This window comes from Actinomycetes bacterium (assembly GCA_035489715.1).
Lineage (GTDB): Bacteria > Actinomycetota > Actinomycetes > JACCUZ01 > JACCUZ01 > DATHAP01.
The window spans coordinates 1-16,299 of sequence record DATHAP010000002.1 but is presented as its reverse complement, the minus strand read 5'-3'; the positions used below and the strand labels follow the sequence as shown (position 1 = coordinate 16,299).

General features: G+C 73.3%; 16 protein-coding genes and 1 pseudogene. 8 read left to right on the top strand and 9 right to left on the bottom strand.

Going from position 1 to position 16,299, the window contains the following annotated elements; translation table 11 throughout:
• Both VK640_00175 and VK640_00170 read left to right on the top strand, forming a co-directional pair.
• Positions 1-222: hypothetical protein (locus VK640_00175; GenBank protein ID HTE71605.1), on the top strand; the 222-nt coding region annotated here is incomplete at its 5' end.
• Between the two features lie 263 nt (positions 223-485).
• Complete coding sequence (locus tag VK640_00170) at positions 486-2,210, top strand: ATP-binding cassette domain-containing protein (GenBank protein ID HTE71604.1); 1,725 nt, start codon at positions 486-488, stop codon at positions 2,208-2,210.
• A gap of 13 nt (positions 2,211-2,223) precedes the next feature.
• Here VK640_00170 and VK640_00165 read toward each other — a convergent pair whose 3' ends face one another.
• Both VK640_00165 and VK640_00160 read right to left on the bottom strand, forming a co-directional pair.
• Entirely contained in the window at positions 2,224-4,470 is a 2,247-nt protein-coding gene (locus VK640_00165; GenBank protein ID HTE71603.1) for an AAA family ATPase, read from the bottom strand.
• Between the two features lie 3 nt (positions 4,471-4,473).
• A pseudogene (locus tag VK640_00160) lies at positions 4,474-4,806 on the bottom strand (transcriptional regulator).
• A 71-nt stretch (positions 4,807-4,877) separates the two neighbouring features.
• Here VK640_00160 and VK640_00155 point away from each other — a divergent pair.
• Entirely contained in the window at positions 4,878-5,933 is a 1,056-nt protein-coding gene (locus VK640_00155) for an Rv2578c family radical SAM protein (protein HTE71602.1), read from the top strand.
• Between the two features lies 1 nt (position 5,934).
• Here the strand turns inward: VK640_00155 and VK640_00150 are convergent, their stop codons facing one another.
• Positions 5,935-6,327 (bottom strand): SRPBCC family protein, encoded by a 393-nt coding sequence (locus VK640_00150; GenBank protein ID HTE71601.1) that lies wholly within the window; start codon positions 6,325-6,327, stop codon positions 5,935-5,937.
• A gap of 58 nt (positions 6,328-6,385) precedes the next feature.
• Between VK640_00150 and VK640_00145 the strand changes: the two genes are divergently transcribed.
• On the top strand, positions 6,386-7,456 hold the full coding sequence (locus VK640_00145) for an esterase (GenBank protein HTE71600.1): 1,071 nt from the start codon (positions 6,386-6,388) through the stop codon (positions 7,454-7,456).
• 10 nt (positions 7,457-7,466) lie between these two features.
• Complete coding sequence (locus VK640_00140; protein ID HTE71599.1) at positions 7,467-8,207, top strand: alpha/beta hydrolase-fold protein; 741 nt, start codon at positions 7,467-7,469, stop codon at positions 8,205-8,207.
• Positions 8,208-8,214: 7 nt separating this feature from the next.
• Here the strand turns inward: VK640_00140 and VK640_00135 are convergent, their stop codons facing one another.
• Genes VK640_00135 through VK640_00115 form a run of 5 tightly spaced genes read right to left on the bottom strand, consistent with a single transcriptional unit; the run spans position 8,215 to position 11,699 of the window.
• A complete protein-coding gene (locus VK640_00135) occupies positions 8,215-8,976 on the bottom strand; it encodes a maleylpyruvate isomerase family mycothiol-dependent enzyme (GenBank protein HTE71598.1) in 762 nt (253 codons plus the stop codon).
• 22 nt (positions 8,977-8,998) lie between these two features.
• Positions 8,999-9,802 carry an MBL fold metallo-hydrolase gene (locus VK640_00130; GenBank protein ID HTE71597.1) on the bottom strand — a complete coding sequence of 268 codons (804 nt, stop codon included), beginning with the start codon at positions 9,800-9,802 and terminating at the stop codon, positions 8,999-9,001.
• Positions 9,786-10,475 (bottom strand): TetR/AcrR family transcriptional regulator, encoded by a 690-nt coding sequence (locus VK640_00125; GenBank protein HTE71596.1) that lies wholly within the window; start codon positions 10,473-10,475, stop codon positions 9,786-9,788. The genes VK640_00130 and VK640_00125 overlap by 17 nt, the downstream gene beginning before the upstream one ends.
• 58 nt (positions 10,476-10,533) lie before the next feature.
• Positions 10,534-10,935 (bottom strand): DUF3037 domain-containing protein, encoded by a 402-nt coding sequence (locus VK640_00120; GenBank protein ID HTE71595.1) that lies wholly within the window; start codon positions 10,933-10,935, stop codon positions 10,534-10,536.
• Positions 10,932-11,699 (bottom strand): HipA family kinase, encoded by a 768-nt coding sequence (locus tag VK640_00115; GenBank protein HTE71594.1) that lies wholly within the window; start codon positions 11,697-11,699, stop codon positions 10,932-10,934. Before VK640_00115 ends, VK640_00120 begins: the two co-directional genes overlap by 4 nt.
• Positions 11,700-11,751: 52 nt before the next feature.
• On the opposite strand from VK640_00115, the gene VK640_00110 reads away from it, so the two are divergent.
• The gene (locus VK640_00110; GenBank protein ID HTE71593.1) at positions 11,752-12,999 is read left to right on the top strand and encodes a hypothetical protein; all 1,248 of its coding nucleotides are present in this window, start codon (positions 11,752-11,754) and stop codon (positions 12,997-12,999) included.
• Positions 13,000-13,128: 129 nt separating this feature from the next.
• On the top strand, positions 13,129-13,701 hold the full coding sequence (locus VK640_00105) for a hypothetical protein (protein ID HTE71592.1): 573 nt from the start codon (positions 13,129-13,131) through the stop codon (positions 13,699-13,701).
• Between the two features lie 23 nt (positions 13,702-13,724).
• Here the strand turns inward: VK640_00105 and VK640_00100 are convergent, their stop codons facing one another.
• Positions 13,725-15,197, bottom strand: coding sequence for a glutamate--cysteine ligase (locus VK640_00100; GenBank protein HTE71591.1), 1,473 nt, complete (start codon positions 15,195-15,197; stop codon positions 13,725-13,727).
• A 104-nt stretch (positions 15,198-15,301) separates the two neighbouring features.
• Between VK640_00100 and VK640_00095 the strand changes: the two genes are divergently transcribed.
• Positions 15,302-16,299, top strand: a 998-nt coding sequence (locus tag VK640_00095; GenBank protein HTE71590.1) for an exonuclease SbcCD subunit D, incomplete at its 3' end; no start/stop codon positions are given.

Below are 16,299 nucleotides of genomic sequence, written 5' to 3'. Positions count from 1 at the left end.
CTGTTGGACCGGCTGGTGAACTCCGGCAGGTCGGTTGTCGTGATCGAGCACCACCAGGCCGTCATGGCGCACGCCGACTGGATCATCGACCTGGGACCGGGCGCCGGCCACGACGGCGGCCGGGTCGTGTACGAGGGCCCGCCGGCCGACCTGGTCGCCGCGGCCAAGACGAAGCGGAAGACGCTCACCGGCGAGCACCTGGCCGCCTACGTCGGCGGCTGACCCACGGTTGGTGGACGCTGACACACCGGTCGGCCGGCGTGTCCGGTGCGGCAGCGTCCACAACGGCCGTCGTCCAAGTGTGTTACGCCGATAACCGACATTATGTCAGGCAACGCTTGTCGGAGCGAGCCCGGCCGCCTTCCCCGCGGTCGATCCAGGTCCAGATCCGCCGGATCCCTGGGTCCCCGGCATCCACCTGCTCTCCACCAGGGCTCCCGACGCTCTCCAAGCCCGGCGGGCCCAACGCGGCGACGCTGGCCGCCATGACGACACCTCCGACGACAACCACGACGCAGGTCCCAGCCCGGCCGGCGCCCCGCAGCAGCCACGGCAGCATCCACGGCAGCGAGGTCGACGCGATCGGCGTCGGCCGGACGGCCGGCCGACGCGATGTGCTGCGCGACGTGACGCTCGCGGTCCGCCCCGGCGAGCTGCTCGCCCTCATGGGGCCCAGCGGAGCCGGCAAGACGACGCTGCTCGAGCTGCTCGCCGGTGTGCGCACGCCCTCGAGCGGCCGGGTGACCCACGACGGGCTCCCCGTCGGCGGAGCCGACGGCTCCGGCCGGGCGGTCGGCTACGTCCCGCAGGACGACATCGTCCACGCCGACCTCCCGCTCCGCCGGACCCTGCGGTACGCCGCGCGGCTGCGACGCGGGCCCGGCTCCCCCGCGCCGGACCCGCTCGTCGACGCGGTCCTGGACGACCTGGGGCTGGCGCACCGCGGCGACGTGCCGGTCAAGCGACTCTCCGGCGGACAGCGCAAGCGGGCGAGCATCGCCGTCGAGCTCCTCGCGGGTCCCGGGACGCTCTTCCTCGACGAGCCCACCTCCGGGCTGGACCCGGCGACCTCCGCGGACGTCCTGCGGCTGCTCCGCCGGCTCGCCGACGACGGCACGACCGTCGTGCTCACGACGCACTCGACCGCGGACGCGGAGCTCTGCGACACGGTGGTCCTGCTCGACCGGGCAGGTCGTGTCGCGTTCACCGGCCCACCGGACGCGGCCGCCGGCTGGTTCGGCGTGACCGGTCTCGCCGAGGTCTTCGCCGTCCTGGCGAGCGACACCGGCAGCGCCCCGCCCGTCCAGCCGGCCGGGCAGCGCCCTGCCCCGGATCCGACTGAGCCGGCCGCGCCGCCAGCAGCCTCGCCGGCAGCAGCCGGCCGGCAGGGCGGATCGGCGGCCAGGGCCCGACGGCGTACGTCCGGCGCCCGGCAGGCGCTGCTGCTCACCCGGCGTAACGCGGAGACCCTCGTCCGCAGCCCGCTCACCCTCGCGGTGCTCGTCGGCTCGCCGGTCCTGGTCACGGTGATGCTGGCGATGCTGTTCCGGCCCGCTGTCGGCGCCGGGGTGCGCGGCGAGGAGGGTCTGGCCCAGGTCGCGTTCTGGACGGCGTTCTCGGGGTTCTTCTTCGGGCTCACCTACGGCCTGCTGCAGATCGTGCCCGAGCTGGCCATCCTGCGCCGGGAGCACCGCGCCGGGGTGGGTGCGGGGCCCTACGTGGTCGCCAAGATGCTCGTGCTGCTCCCGGTGCTCGCGCTGGTGACCGCCGTCATGCTCGGCGTCCTGCGTGGCCTCGACCGGATCCCGGCCGCGGGAGCACCCGGCTACGCCTCGCTGTTCGGCGTCCTCCTGGTCGAGGAGGCAGCCGCCCTCGCCCTGGGCCTGCTCGCCTCGGCCTCGGTCTCGACGGCGTCGCAGGCAGCGCTGGCCCTGCCCATGCTGTGCTTCCCGCAGGTCCTCTTCGCCGGCGGGGTGGTGCCGACCGACGACATGGCAGTCAGCGGTCGGATGCTGAGCCGGCTGCTGGCGAACCGGTACGGGTTCGAGGCCGTGGGGATCGACCTGCGGCGCGCGGTCCACGCCGAAGACGCCGGCGCCGCCGGTTCGGTGGGCGGGTCGTGGGCGGCCCTGTTCGCCCTGACGGTTGCCGCGTCGCTGGCGACGGTGGCGGTCGTCCGGCGCCGGGCCACCTCCCCTGGGCGCCGGTGACCGACTCAGCGGCTCAGTCGGTCAGGGCCTCGCGGCTGCGCTGGGCGTCGATGGGCTGCCCGGCCAGGTCGAAGAGCTCCGCCGCCGAGAGGAACAGCCGCTCCGCCGAGGCCTCGTCCCCCTCGGCCCGGGCCAGGTGCGCCCGAGCCTCGGCCACCGCGCCCTGCCACGCGGTTCCCTGCCAGGCGGCCGCGGACCGCTCGGCCTGGCCCAGCCAGTCGCGTGCCTCGTCCAGCCGCCCGCCATCGATGCAGGCGACGGCGGCCGGCACCGCGATCATGACCTGGCAGAAGAGGCAGGACAGCTGCGCGTCCATGGCCGCCACCGCCTCGTCCACGACCGCGAGCGCGGCCTTCGGGTCCGGTGCCGCCGCGATCAACGTGCCGTAGACCCGCTGCAAGAGGTGTCGTGACAGCGGCGACCAGCGGGCCAGGACCAGGGCCCGGCCGAGCAGCCGCTCGGCGGCGACGCGGTTGCCGGCCGCCAGCTCGACCTCCGCCAGCCGCTGGAGGGTGTGGGCGGTGCCGGTGTCCGCGCCGAGGGCGACGTGGAGGTCCACGGCCTCGGCGAGGCGCGTCCGGGCGAGGTCCAGGTCACCGGCGAGCAGCGCCGCCTCGCCGGCCACGACGACCGCGAAGGCGACCCCCCGCCGGGCCCCGGCCCGCTCGGCCTGCTCCCGTAGCCCGTCCGCGAGCGCCACCACCTCGTCGTACGGCGTCGGGCCGTAGAGCAGGTACTCCGCCACGCACAGGTGCGAGTCGAAGACCGTCGCGGCCAGGCCCGGGTTCTCGCTGGTCGCTCGCATCTCGCGGCGCAGCCGGTCGGACCACTGGCCGCGGTTGTGCGCGATCATCCCCTGCAGCGTGATGACGCTGAGCAGCCGGTCCGGTGCCCCAGGGGCGAGTGCCATCGGCCGGGCCGCCTCCAGCGCGGCCTCCGCCGCGTCCAGGTCGTCGGAGTGGTAGAGCACCATCCCCCGTGCCAGCAGGATGTCGGCGTCGTCGGGACCGCCCGTGGGCTCGAGGCCGGCCAGCGCCTCCTCGGCCGAGCCGAGGTCGCCGGCGAGCACCGCTGCCCGGGCCATCCGCGCGCGCAGCCCGGACGCCTCCCCGGGGTCCGCGGCGGCCAGCGCGTGCCGGTAGGCCGGCACCGCAGCGTGGTCCCCCACGGCCGCGAGCGAGTCCGCGCGCAGGGAGAGGACGACACCGACGTCGGTCCCGGTGGCGTGCGGCCGCACCGCGTCGGTCCAGCGGAGCACGTCGTCGTGCAGGCCGGCCCGGGCGGCCGCCGGTGCGGCCGCGACGACGTACCGGACGGCGAGGTCCGGCTCGCCCGCCGCCAGGAGCAGGTCGGCGACCCGCGCCGGCCGGGCGCCGGCCTCGGTGAGACGTGCCGCCGACTGCTCCAGCACCGTGCGCCGCCGGGCAGCGGGCACCTGCCCGACGAGCCGCTGCGCCGTCGCCGGGTCGGCGAACCGGTGGCCGTCGGACCCGTGCTCGAGGACACCTCGCTGCACCGCCTCCGCCAGCAGACTGTCGGCGAGGTCAATGTCCAGTCCGCCGGCGGCCGCGACGTCGACCCGGTCGAACCGGTCCCCCAGCACGGCGACGTCCCGCAGGGCCGCCATCAGATCACCGGTCGGCTCCGACGTCCGCGGCTCGCCCACGCGCGGCGCCGACGGTGTCAGGTGCGCGACCTCGAGCCCTCGCGCCGCCGGTGCGTCGGACCTGGTGGTCACGACCACGGCCAGCCGGTGGGTCGGCGCCAGCCGGACCGCCTCCTCGAGCGCGGTGGTCGTGTCGGGATCGGCCTGGTCGACGTCGTCGAGGAGAAACACCGCGCCGGCCCCCTGCGCCGCCGTCAGCAGGAGCTCCCGCAGCGCCACCATCAGCCGCGGTCGCGAGCCCGCCTCGGCCCCGGCGGCGACCGTCGCGAGCTCGTCCCGGCAGTCGGGCGAGATCGCCTCGAGCAGCTGCGGCTGGCCCTGCCGCAGCTCGGCCAGGACCGCGGAGAGCTGGCCGGCCCCACCGGCACCGTTCGGCCCGACGGCCGCCAGGACGCGGAACCCGGCCGCTCGCCCCTCCTCCGCCGCCGTCCGCAGGAGGTGGGTCCGGCCCGAACCACTCGGCCCGGACACCTGGACCGCCGCTCCGCGGCCGGTCGCCAGGTCGCCGAGCGCTCGGCGGATCCTCGTCTGGGCCGGCGACTCCCCGGGCGCCGCGCCCCGGCCGGCGGGTTCGCGACCCGCGGCGGGCTGCACGTCGACCAGGTCGGCGACGAACCGGTACCCGCGACCGTGGACGGTCTTGATCACCCTCTGGTCGCGGCCCGTGTCGCCGACGGCCCGGCGGGCGGACTTGATCCGGCTGGTCAGCGCCGACTCCGACACGAACCTGCTGCCCCACACCTGGTCGAGCAGCTCGGCCTTGGGCACCAGCCGGTCGTGGTGGCGCACCAGGTAGGCCAGGACGTCGAACACCTGCGGCTCCATCGGCACCACCTGGCCGTCACGCCGCAGCTCGTGGCGGTCGATGCTCAGCTCGCAGCCGGCGAATCGGGTGGTCACGGCGTCATCGTGCCCGACGCGCGTCTCCATGGCGGCAACTCCCCTACCGGGCCGCGCCTCAAGACCTCGACCGGGACTCGAACGTATGTTCCACTGGATCCATGCGCTGGGACAGCCTACGGCTGGCGGACGATCCCTCCGTGGAGGGCGGCGCCCCTCGTCCGCTGCTCCCCCGCGGCGCCGTCACCCGCACCTTCGACACCCCTGAGTTCCGCGGCCTGACCTTCCACGAGGTCACCTGCCGCAGCGCCCTCAACAAAGTGCCGGATGCGTCGCCGGTCCCGTTCCGCTGGACGATCAACCCCTACCGCGGATGCAGCATGTCGTGCACATACTGCTTCGCTCGCAAGACGCACGAGTACCTCGACCTGGACAGCGGCACCGACTTCGACACCCAGATCGTGGTCAAGACCAACGTGGGCGAGGTGCTGCGCCGCGAGCTGCGGCGACCCTCCTGGGCCGGCGAGCACGTCGCGATGGGCACCAACGTCGACTGCTACCAGCGCGCCGAGGGCCGCTACCAGCTGATGCGCGACATCATCCCCGCGCTCACCGAGGTCGCCAACCCGTTCTCGATCCTCACCAAGGGCGCGCTGATCCTGCGCGACCTCGACCTCCTCACCCGGGCCGCTGACGTCACCGACGTGTCGGCGGCCCTCTCGATCGGGTCCGTCGACCGCGAGCTGCGCGCCCTGGTCGAGCCCGGCGCGCCGCCGCCCCGGCGCCGGCTCGAGGTCGTGCGCCGGCTGACCGACGCGGGCATCCCCACCGGCGTCCTGATGGCCCCGGTGCTCCCCTACCTCACCGACGACGACGAGCAGATCGACGCGACGGTGGCAGCCATCTCGGCCACCGGCGCGACGTACGTCTCGCCGATCGTCCTGCACCTGCGCCCGGGCGCCCGCGAGTGGTGGACCCGGTGGCTGCGCGACCAGCACCCCGAGCTCATCGTCGCTTACGCCCGCCTCTACCGACGCGGCAGCTACGCCGACCCCGACTACCAGTCCGACGTGACGGCGCGGGTCCGCGCGGCCGCCGAGCGCCACGGCGTCGGGCGTACGTCGTCAGGTCGCTGGCGCACCAGCCACGAAGCTGCCCGGACGCGCCGGCCGGGACCGGCCGAGGCCTCCGCGCCGACCCAGCTGAGCCTGCTCTGACTCAGACGGAGCCGGACTCGACCTGGGTGCGCAGCGCCTCCAGGGTGCGGTCGAGGCTGCCGTCGGCGCCGTCGCGGACCAGGTGCAGGCCGAGCCGCACCCGGCTGCCGCCGGTGCCCGGGTCGTCGTCGACCTGGAGCCAACCGTGGTAGTCCGACGAGCCCTCCGATCCCCACTCGACGCGGCGGGTCGACGGATCGGTCCGGAACCAGGCCTCGCCATCCTCGGTGCCCCGGTCGGGCACCACGGCGGTGACGTGGACCTCCTCCGGGCCGGTGCGCTCCGCCGAGGTCATCGAGTCCATGTAGCGGGGCAGGTTGCCCACGTCGCTCAGGTAGTCGAAGGTGCGGTCCGGGCTGCTCGTCACGGTGATGCTGCGCTCCATGGTCGTCATGGCGCGCCCCTTCCCCCGGTTCCCGGTGCGGAACGTGCCTCCCCTCTAGGGTTGCCGGGTGCCCCATGCGTCCTCCGCTCCCGCGCTGCGGCCGGGACCCGAGGTCGAGGGGTGCTTCGTCACCTTGCGGCTGGCCGACCGGGACCACGACCTCGCCGGGGTGCGGCTGCGTCAGGACGTCGGACTCCCCGGGGACCACCTGGACTTCGCCTGGGCCGCGGGCGTCTGGGAGCTGCTCGTGGAGCTCCCCGAGGTGGACCGCATGGAGTACCTCCTCGAGCTGACGGCCCCTGACGGCACGACCACGACGGTCACGGACCCCGGCAACCCGAGCCGGGCCGCCGGTGCGTTCGGCGACAAGTCGGCGCTCGAGATGCCCGGCTACCGGCCCCCGCTCTGGCTGGCTGTCAGGGGGCCGACCGGCCGACGACGGACGGTCACGGTGCCCACGCGGTCGCTGGGCGAGGACCTCGACGTGGTGCTCTGGAGCCCGGCCGGGCTGCAGGACGACCGTCCGGCTGCCCTGCTCGTCGTGCACGACGGGCCCGAGTACGACCAGCTGGCCGACCTGACGACGTACCTCACGGCCTGGACCGGCAACGGCACCCTGCCTCCGCTGCGGGCCGCCCTCATGCCGCCCGGACCGCGCAACGACCGCTATTCGGCGGACGGTCCCTACACCCGTGCGCTCTGCCTCGCGGTGCTCCCCCGGCTGCGCGACGAGGTCGCGACCACGGCCATCGTCGGGATGGGTGCCAGCCTCGGCGCGCTGGCAATGCTGCACGCGCAACGGCAGGGCCAGTGCCTCGATGCGTTGTTCCTGCAGTCCGGCTCGTTCTTCCACCCGCGCCACGACGCGCACGAACGACGGTTCGCGCAGTACGACCGGGTCGTCCGGTCGGTGGCCGCCGTGCTGCGCTCCGAGGGCCACCCACGGCCGGTGCCGACGGTCATGACCTGCGGGACGGTCGAGGAGAACCTCGCCAACAACCGGATCATGGCCCGCGCCCTGTCCGCCCAGGGCTACGACGTGACGCTGCGCGAGGTGCGCGACGGCCACAACTACCCGGCGTGGCGCGACGCGCTGGACCCGTGGCTGACCGGGCTGCTCCGCGAGGTCGCGCGGTGACGTGCCGGCCATGAGGTCGCTGGAGCTGACCTCGGCGGTCAGCGGCTTCCGCGGCCAGGTCGTCGTGCACGGCCACTGGGGCCGGCCGGTGCTGGTCTTCCCGTCGGAGGGCGGCTCGGCCTGGGACTACGCCGAGCACGGCATGGTCGACGCGGTCCGCTGGCTCCTGGACGCCGGCCGGGTGAAGCTCTACTGCGTCGACTCGGCCGACGCGTTCACCTGGTCCGACCGTTCCGTGCCGCTGGAGGAGCGGGCCCGCCGCCACGACCTCTACGAGCGCTGGGTGCTGGAGGAGGTCGTGGGCTTCGTCCGCGACGACTGCGGCGGCCGCAGCGACCTCGTCGTCACCGGCTGCAGCCTGGGCGCCTTCCACGCCGCCAACCTCGCGCTGCGACATGCGGAACTCGCACCGCAGGCGCTGTGCCTGTCCGGGTCGTACGACCCCTCCGAGTGGCACGGCTGGGGCGAGCGGGGTGAGGCGGCCTACTTCCACAACCCGACCGACTACGTCGCCAACCTGGAGGGCGGGCACCTCGACTGGCTCCGCTCTGCGGTTTGCCTCGTGCTGGTGGTCGGCCAGGGCGCGTGGGAGGAACACCCGACCCGCGCGCTGCCCAGCACCCACCGGCTGGCGGCCGTCCTCGCCGACAAGGGCATCCCGCACGAGCTCGACGTGTGGGGCCACGACGTGCCGCACGACTGGCCGTCGTGGCAGCGCCAGCTGGCGCACCACCTGCCCCGCTTCTGCTGACCGGCTCTCAGAACGGGACCAGGGTGGCCAGCAGGCCGGGTCGACGGCCGCGACCGGAGAGCGCGCGGCAGAACTCGACGGCGTCCAGCTCCAGTGGCTCCGCAGCACCCGGCTGGGTCGCGTTGAACAGCCAGCTGCCACCGGCCGGCCCGGTGAGGGTGAGGGCGACCGGGCGACGGTGCCGGGCGGCCCACTCCGCCGCCACGTCGGCCACGAGGACGCCGTCGTGCCCGGGGGTGAGCTCCATAGGCCGTTCGGTCGCCTCGGCGATGTCGCTGCGGTGCATCCAGGTGTCGCGGGTGAGGATCACGTCGACGAGGTAGCCCACGGTCCAGGTCTCGAAGGCGGCGCCGCCGGGGTCGACCGGCTGCCGCGGCATGGGCAGCTGTCGCACCGGCCACGGCGTACGTCGTCGTCCGGCGGCCGCCCGCGGCCCGACCTCGGCCAGCCGGGCGACGAGGTCGGCCGGTGCCCGGTGGACGTGCTTGCGTACCTGCAGAGCCGTGAGCGCGTCGATGAAGAGTCCACCTGCCTTGCCGGCCGCGCGGCCCTGCCGCACCCGCTCGGGCACCGAGGCAGCGAACTCGGCCATGCCGAGCACGTGGGCGGTCATCGCGTGCACGTCCCAGTCCGGGCAGGCCGTCGGGGCGGTCCAGTCCGACGGCCCGAGCTCGCGCACCTGCTCGGCGTAGCGCAGGTACTCGTCGGCGGCCAGCCGCACGGCGGTCGGCCGGTCCAGCGCGGGCCGGCGGCGGGCGGTGGAGGTCATCGACGCTCCGTGTCGATGGCGGTCACGACGGCGCGCCGACGGGCGCGTCGTGGCCCGGCAGTGCCGGCGCCGGGATGTCACCCAGGAGGCCTGCCGGCGCACAGCCGTAGCGCTGCTCGTAGACGTCGGCCATCGCGCGCAGCAGGGTGGCGCAGTCGCCCTCGAACGACGAGCCGTGCATGACCGCCAGCCGGGCCGGCTCGAGGTCGGCGATCCGCCGGTAGGTCTCCGGCACCGCGGGCCCGAGCGAGGTCTGGTGGAACAGGTCCTCCGCGGCGATGGCGGCCTCGAGGATGTCGTCACCGGTCACGGCCGGCCCGTCGCCCAGCTGGGTCATCAGGTCGCCGAGGAAGAGCGTGCGCGTCTCCTGCTCGAAGAACATGTGGGACTCCCAGTTGTGCGGCACGTGCGGGGTCGCGATCTCGACGACCCGGCGGGCGAGCGACGCGCCGCCGAGGTCGAGCACCTCACCGTCCTCCAGCGCCCGGGGCGTCCGGGGCAGCTGGTCCTGCAGCGAGAGCATCACGCCGAGGGAACCGTGCGCGACCTGCGCGTGCGGCGCGACCTCCAGGAACTCGTCGACGGCACCGCATTCGTCGGCCTCCAGGTGCGAGAAGGCGATCCAGCGCAGCCGCTCGACGGGCATGACGCGCTCGACGGCCTCGCGCACCGACGGGAACAGCTGACGCATGCCGGTGTGGTAGAGCAGCGGCTCCTCCGCGTCGACCAGGAACTGGTTGAAGGTGAAGCCGGTCGGCCCGACGTCGGGCACTAAGGTCGAGATGCGGTAGATGCGGTCGGCGATCTGGTCAACGCGTGCGGACACGGCGGTTCTCCTTCGGATGCAGGGACGTGGTGAGCGTGACGGCGCCGTAGTGCCGGGCGAACATCGCCACGAGCGTGGGGAGGGCCGAGGTGAAGCGGCCCTCGGCCAGCGGCTCCCCCGGCGCGTTGGAGAGCTGCTGGCTGATGACGCCGGAGATGAGCACCGTCCAGTCCCGCTGGACCTCGTCGATCTCGGCGTCCGCGCGCAGCAGGCCGTGGTCCTGCAGGTCGGCGAACCTTGCCCGGGTGAGCTCGACCAGCTCGACAGCCGGGGCGTAGGCCTCGGCCGACGGGGCGAAGCCGGGCACCGGGCGCCAGAACAGCAGCGCGGTGTAGGCGGGGTGCTCGACGGACCAGCGGACGAAGGTCTCGGCGACGTGCAGCAACACCTCGTCGAGCCTCTGGTCCTCCGACCGGCCCAGGTCGTCGGACCGGACGTGGTCCAGGACCTCCTGCGCGCCACGGGCGAACAGCGCGTCGTAGAGCGCGTGCTTGGACGGGAAGTACACGTAGAGCGACGGCGGCCGGATGCCCATCCGCCGCGCCACCTCGCCCACCGAGAGGCCCACGACGCCCTGCTCGGCCATGATCTTCGCTGCGACGTCGACGACCTCGGCGATCGTCTCCTGCCGGCGGCGCTGACGGCGGTCGAGGGTGGTGGAGACCGAGGTCATGACCCGAGGATGTCCTAACGGTGTTAGGACGTCAAGGTATCCGTCGGAGATTCTTCGGCTAGTCCGATCCGAGAGGCAGCACCAGCACGGCGAGCAGCCGGTCCAGCTCGGCGACCGGGTCCCCGGTCAGCCCGGTGTGCACCGGGCCGGGCTGCACGACCGTGCTCCGCGGCGCGGTCAGCCACCGGAAGCGCCTCCCCGGGTCCTCTTCCCCCGCCGGTCCGGCGTCGTCGACCCCGTCGCACACCCCGGCCGCCGTGCGCAGGGCGTGCTGGACCGCCTCGGCGTCGGCCGTCGGGTCCAGGACGCGCAGCCGGTCGCGGTCCAGGTGCACCCTGGCCCCGAGGAACGCCCGGGCCTGGCAGTAGAGCAGGACGCCGGCGTTCATGGACTCGCCGCGCTCGACGCGCGGCACAACGCGCAGCACCGCGTACTCGAAGCCGTCCCGGCCGGCGGTCACGACGCATCCCGCAGCGTCCGCAGCGCGGGCAGCCACTGCTCTCGGGCAGCCAGCCGGGCGGCCAGCTGGGCGACGTACGCCTGCCGCACGGCCTCGGGCCGGTCGAAGCCGGGCTCCCCCGCCAGCCACTCGTCGGGGACGTCCCCGGCGACCCGAGCGAGGAGGTCGTCGGTCACCAGCGGCGCGAGCCCGTCGTCCGCGGCGTCGACGTCGGCGGCGACACCGGCGAGCGCGTGCGTCGTGGCGTCGTACGGCCGGGTGGTCCACGCGTCCAGGCCGCCCCACGCGTGGTGGAAGATCAGCGCGGCCCCGTGGTCGATCAGCTGCACCGCGCCGTGCCAGAGAAGCATGTTGGGGTTCCGCCAGGACCGGTCGACGTTGCCGATCAGCGCGTCGAACCAGAGGATCCGGCCGGCCAGCGCCGGCTCGACCACGCGCGCGTCGACGTCCAGGGCACCTGGCAGGTAGTCGACGCCGAGGTTGAGCCCCGGGCTCGCGCGGAGCAGGTCCTGCACCTCCTCGTCCGGCTCGGCCGAGGCAAGGCCGGGGTCCACGTCGACGAGGGCGAGCTCCGGCGTCGCGAGACCGAGCCCACGAGCCAGGCCCGAGCAGAGCACCTCGGCGACCAGGGTCTTGCGCCCCTGCCCCGCTCCGACGAACTTGACGACGTACGTCCCCAGGTCGGCGGCCTCCATCAGCCCCGGCAGCGACCCGCCCTCGCGCAGGGGCGTGACGTAGCGGGTGGCCGTCACTCGCCTGAGCACGGCCACCAGCCTAGGGTGCTGGGACCGTAGGACGCCGACGGAAGGGACGCCGATGACCGCCAACCGTCACCTGCTGGGACTCCTGCTCGGGACGGAGGACGACTGGCCGCGGGTCTTCGAGGACCTGGTGCGGCGGGTCGGCACGGTGACCGACGGATCGGGGGCGGAGCACGCGTACGACGTCGAGCGCATCACGATCGAGCCCTTCGACCTGCGCGACCACCCGGCCTACGACCTGGTGATCGACCGGCTCGCCTACTGGTACTACGTCCCGCGCGAGTGGCTGAAGAAGGTCGCGCTGATGGACGGCGTCTACCTGATGAACTCGCCGTTCACCTTCCAGGCCATGGAGAAGCACGCCGCCTACTGCGCGATGATCCGGCTCGGCCTGAAGGTGCCCGACACGGCGCTGGTGCCGTACAAGAACCCGGTCGACCACACGAAGTACGCCTACACCGCCGCCCGCTACAACCAGCCGTTCGACCTCGACGCGATCGCGGACAAGATCGGCTACCCGTTGTTCATGAAGCCGTACGACGGCGGCGCGTGGCGGGGTGTCTCGCGCATCCGCAACGTCGACGAGCTGCACCGCGCCTACGACGAGTCCGGCGAGATGTTGATGCACCTGCAGGCCTCGGTCGAGGGCTACGACGTCTTCGCCCGGTCGCTGTCGATCGGCGCCGAGACGATGGTGATGCACTTCGACCCGGACCAGCCGATGCACGCGCGCTACTCCGTCGACCACGACTTCCTCTCCCCCGAGGTCGGCGACGAGGTGGTCACGATCGGGCGGATCGTGAACTCGTTCTTCCGCTGGGAGTTCAACTCCTGCGAGACCCTCGTGAAGGGCGGCGCCGTCCACCCGATCGACTACGCCAACGCGTGTCCCGACGTGGCGATCACCTCCCTGCACTACTACTTCCCGTGGGCGATGAAGGCCCTGGTGAAGTGGTCGGTGTTCTGCACCGCCACGGGACGGGTGCCGTCACCGCACGTCGACAGCGCGCCGTGGTTCGCGATCGCCGACCGCACCGACCTGTCGTACGACGACAAGCTGGCCGCCTGCCGCGGCCTGGCGGACTCCTACTTCGACACCGAGCGCTACCAGGACTTCTGCGCATCGCGGCTAGGTGACCTGGACGAGGCTGCGCTGGAGTACTTCTCTGGGCCGGACTTCGACCGGGTGCTCGCCGACACGGTCACCTCGACGTTCCCGGCGCACGAGCACGAGAAGTTCGTGCCCCACTACCGTGGGCTGGTCGGCGCCTGGTGCACGGACGAGGCCCGCCGCCTCGGCTAGCTGCGCAGCGTCACGGGCGGTGACCCAGACGCGAATAGCCCGACGTGGCCATGGCCGAGGCCGACCGGGGCGGGGCACGGTGATCGTGAGGCTCGGGGGCCGTTCTCACGACGCAACAGGGGGTTACCGATGACCCGTTCCGCCCGTGCTCTTGCCCTCCTCGGCTCCGCCGCCCTCGTCCTGGCGATGCCGGTGGCCGCCCACGCCGGCAAGCCTGTCGAGAAGTCCGCTCCCTACTCCGGTACCGACTCCTTCGACGAGCCGGACTTCTGCGGCATCGCGGTGCATTTCGAGGTCGAGTTCAGCGGCGTCTCCAAGGTGCTCCCGGTCAAGGACTCCGACGGCCAGGCCTTCCTCGGCTTCGACAACTACGAGGTCAGCGAGATCATCTCCACGGAGCACGGCTGGATCCGCACGTACGGAAACGGCGCCTTCCACGAGCAGCATGCGACCCAGGTCGAGGGGAACGTCTGGGAGTTCGCCTTCATCGACGCCGGGAGCTTCCGGGTCTACGACGCCGACGGCACCCTCTTGCTGCGGGCCACCGGAGTCTTCAAGGCGAGCGAGCAGTTCGACACGCTCGGCGACTTCCAGCCCGGGGCCGTCCCGGTCGAGCCCAGCACCTTCCAGGTGCTCGCCGACAACGGCCAGAAGATCTCGGACAGCGACTTCTGCGACGCCGTGCTGCCGGAGCTGACCTGACGGATGCCCCCGCGCCTGAGGCCCTACCGGGTCGGCCAGGTGTGAACCGGCTCGTTGGAGTGCATGTGCTCGACGTAGCCGCACATCATCTGGCGCAGCGCCTCGGGCCGGTCGTGGTCCTCGAACAGCCGGTGGAACGTCGCGGCCTGCCACGACGCGCCGTTGACCTCCTTCAGGCACCGGCCCTCGATGATGCCGAGCAGCCGGTCACGGTCCGACGCGGCGACGCCCCACTCGTCCAGGCCCAGGTGCGCCATGGGCAGCAGGTGGCGCAGCACGAGCTCGGTCGCCGGCACCTCGCCGATGCCCGGCCAGTAGATCTTGGCGTCGATCCCGTGGCGTGCCCCGTTGTGGAAGTTCTCCTCGGCGGCGGCGAAGGACATCTGGGACCACACCGGCCGGTCGGCCTCGGCGAGCACCTTGACCAGCCCGTAGTAGAAGGCGGCGTTGGCCAGCACGTCCACGACGGTCGGACCGGCGGGCAGGCAGCGGTTCTCGACCCGCAGGTGCGGCCGGCCTCGGACCACGTCGTAGACCGGCCGGTTCCAGCGGTAGATCGTGCCGTTGTGCAGGCGAAGCTCCCCCAGCTGCGGCACGTCACCCCGGTCGAGCACCTCGACCGGGTCCTCGTCGTCGACGATCGGGAGCAGCGACGGGAAGTAGCGGACGTTCTCCTCGAAGAGGTCGAAGATCGAGGTGATCCACCGTTCGCCGAACCACACCCGCGGTCGCACGCCCTGCGCCTTCAGCTCGTCCGAGCGCGTGTCGGCGGCTTGCTCGAACAGCGCGATCCGGGTCTCCCGCCACAGCTCCTTGCCGAAGAAGAACGGTGAGTTGGCGCCCAGGGCGAGCTGCACGCCACCGATCGCCTGGGAGGCGTTCCACTGGGCGGCGAACGTCTCCGGGTTGACCTGCAGGTGCAGCTGCACGCTGGTGCAGGCGGCCTCGGGAGCGATGGTGTCGGCCGTCGTCGCGATCCGCTCGATGCCGTCGATCGCCAGCTCGATGTCCTCGCCGCGGGCCGCGAAGACCTGCTCGTTGAGCAGGGCGTAGCGCGGGTTGGCGCTGAAGGTCTCCTCGGTGAGGTGCTCCGGTCGCACGGTCGGCAGGATGCCGATCATCACCACGTCCGCCCCGACGTCGTCGGCCAGGTCGTCGGCGTGGTTGAGGCTGCTGCGGACGTCCGACTCGAGCCCGGTGAAGACCTCGCCCTCGAGGCGCTTGGGCGGGATGTTGATCTCGATGTTGAACTGCGCCAGCTCGGTCTGGAAGTCGGGGTCGGCGATCAGGCCCAGGACCTTGTCGTTGACCATCGCCGGGTCGCCGGACTGGTCGGTCAGGTTGAGCTCGATCTCCAGGCCCATCGAGCGCCGCTCGACGTCGAAGCGGGACTCCGAGAGCATCCGCGCGAAGACGTCGAGGCACCGGCGCACCTTCAGGCGGTAGCGCGCGCGGTCCTCGCGGGTGAACCGGCGGTCCGCCACGTCCTGCCCCATGGGGGTTCCCTTCCCGGGCTGCTGTGGGCACAACCTCGCACACGCGGGCGACACGCCGCCAGCACCGCCGGGGTTGTGTCCAGCCTCCGCCATACCGTCGTGGCATGCGCCTGCTCCACACCTCCGACTGGCACCTGGGCCGGTCCTTCCACCGGGAGGACCTCCTCGGGGCGCAGGCGCGCTTCGTCGACTTCCTGGTCGAGACCGTGCGCTCGGAGAAGGTGGATGCGGTGCTGGTGGCCGGCGACGTCTACGACCGGGCCCTGCCGTCGGTCGACGCCGTCGCGCTGTGCAACGACGCCCTGCGCCGGCTCGCCGGCACCGGAGTGCGGGTGGTGCTGATCAGCGGCAACCACGACTCGGCCCGCCGGCTGGGGTTCGGCGCCGACCTGATCGACGCCGCGGGCATCCACCTGCGCACCGACCCCGCCTCGGTCGGCGACCCGGTGCTGCTGCCCGACCCGGCCGGCGGCGAGGTCGCGGTCCACGCCCTGCCCTACCTGGAGCCCGACGCCGTCTGCGGAGCGCTCGAGTCCGAGCGCAGCCACGGGGCCGTGCTGGCGGCGGCGATGGCGCGGGTCCGCGCCGACCTGGCCGGTCGGCCGGGCACCCGGGCGGTGGTGATGGCGCACGCGTTCGTCACCGGTGGGGCCCCGTCCGACAGCGAGCGCGACATCAGCGTCGGCGGGGTGGGCTCGGTGCCCGCGGCGACGTTCGCCGGAGCCGACTACGCAGCCCTCGGTCACCTGCACGGCGCCCAGCGGGTCGCCGAGGGCGTCCACTACAGCGGCTCCCCGATCGCCTACTCGTTCTCCGAGGAGCACCACCGCAAGGCGGTCCTGCTCGTCGACCTGCCGGCCGGCGGCGGCGCGGCCGTGGTCGAGCACCTCCCCACACCGGTCGGGCGGCCGCTGGCCCGGGTGACCGGCACCCTCGACGACCTGCTCACCGGCGACCGGTGGGCCGGCCACGAGGGCCACTACCTGCAGGTCACGCTCACCGACCCGGTCCGCCCGCGGGAGCCGATGGAGCGGCTGCGGGCCCGCTTCGCCCACGTGCTCGTCCTCGGCTTCGCCCCCGACGGCGGCGCCGAGGGCCACCT

Bases quoted from the DNA above. Each gene is read 5' to 3' on its own strand.
- VK640_00170 (HTE71604.1), top strand. From the start codon at position 486: ATGACGACACCTCCGACGACAACCACGACGCAGGTCCCAGCCCGGCCG.
- VK640_00155 (HTE71602.1), top strand. From the start codon at position 4,878: ATGCGCTGGGACAGCCTACGGCTGGCGGACGATCCCTCCGTGGAGGGC.
- VK640_00150 (HTE71601.1), bottom strand. From the start codon at position 6,327: ATGACGACCATGGAGCGCAGCATCACCGTGACGAGCAGCCCGGACCGC.
- VK640_00140 (HTE71599.1), top strand. From the start codon at position 7,467: ATGAGGTCGCTGGAGCTGACCTCGGCGGTCAGCGGCTTCCGCGGCCAG.
- VK640_00135 (HTE71598.1), bottom strand. From the start codon at position 8,976: ATGACCTCCACCGCCCGCCGCCGGCCCGCGCTGGACCGGCCGACCGCC.
- VK640_00125 (HTE71596.1), bottom strand. From the start codon at position 10,475: ATGACCTCGGTCTCCACCACCCTCGACCGCCGTCAGCGCCGCCGGCAG.
- VK640_00110 (HTE71593.1), top strand. From the start codon at position 11,752: ATGACCGCCAACCGTCACCTGCTGGGACTCCTGCTCGGGACGGAGGAC.
- VK640_00105 (HTE71592.1), top strand. From the start codon at position 13,129: ATGACCCGTTCCGCCCGTGCTCTTGCCCTCCTCGGCTCCGCCGCCCTC.
- VK640_00100 (HTE71591.1), bottom strand. From the start codon at position 15,197: ATGGGGCAGGACGTGGCGGACCGCCGGTTCACCCGCGAGGACCGCGCG.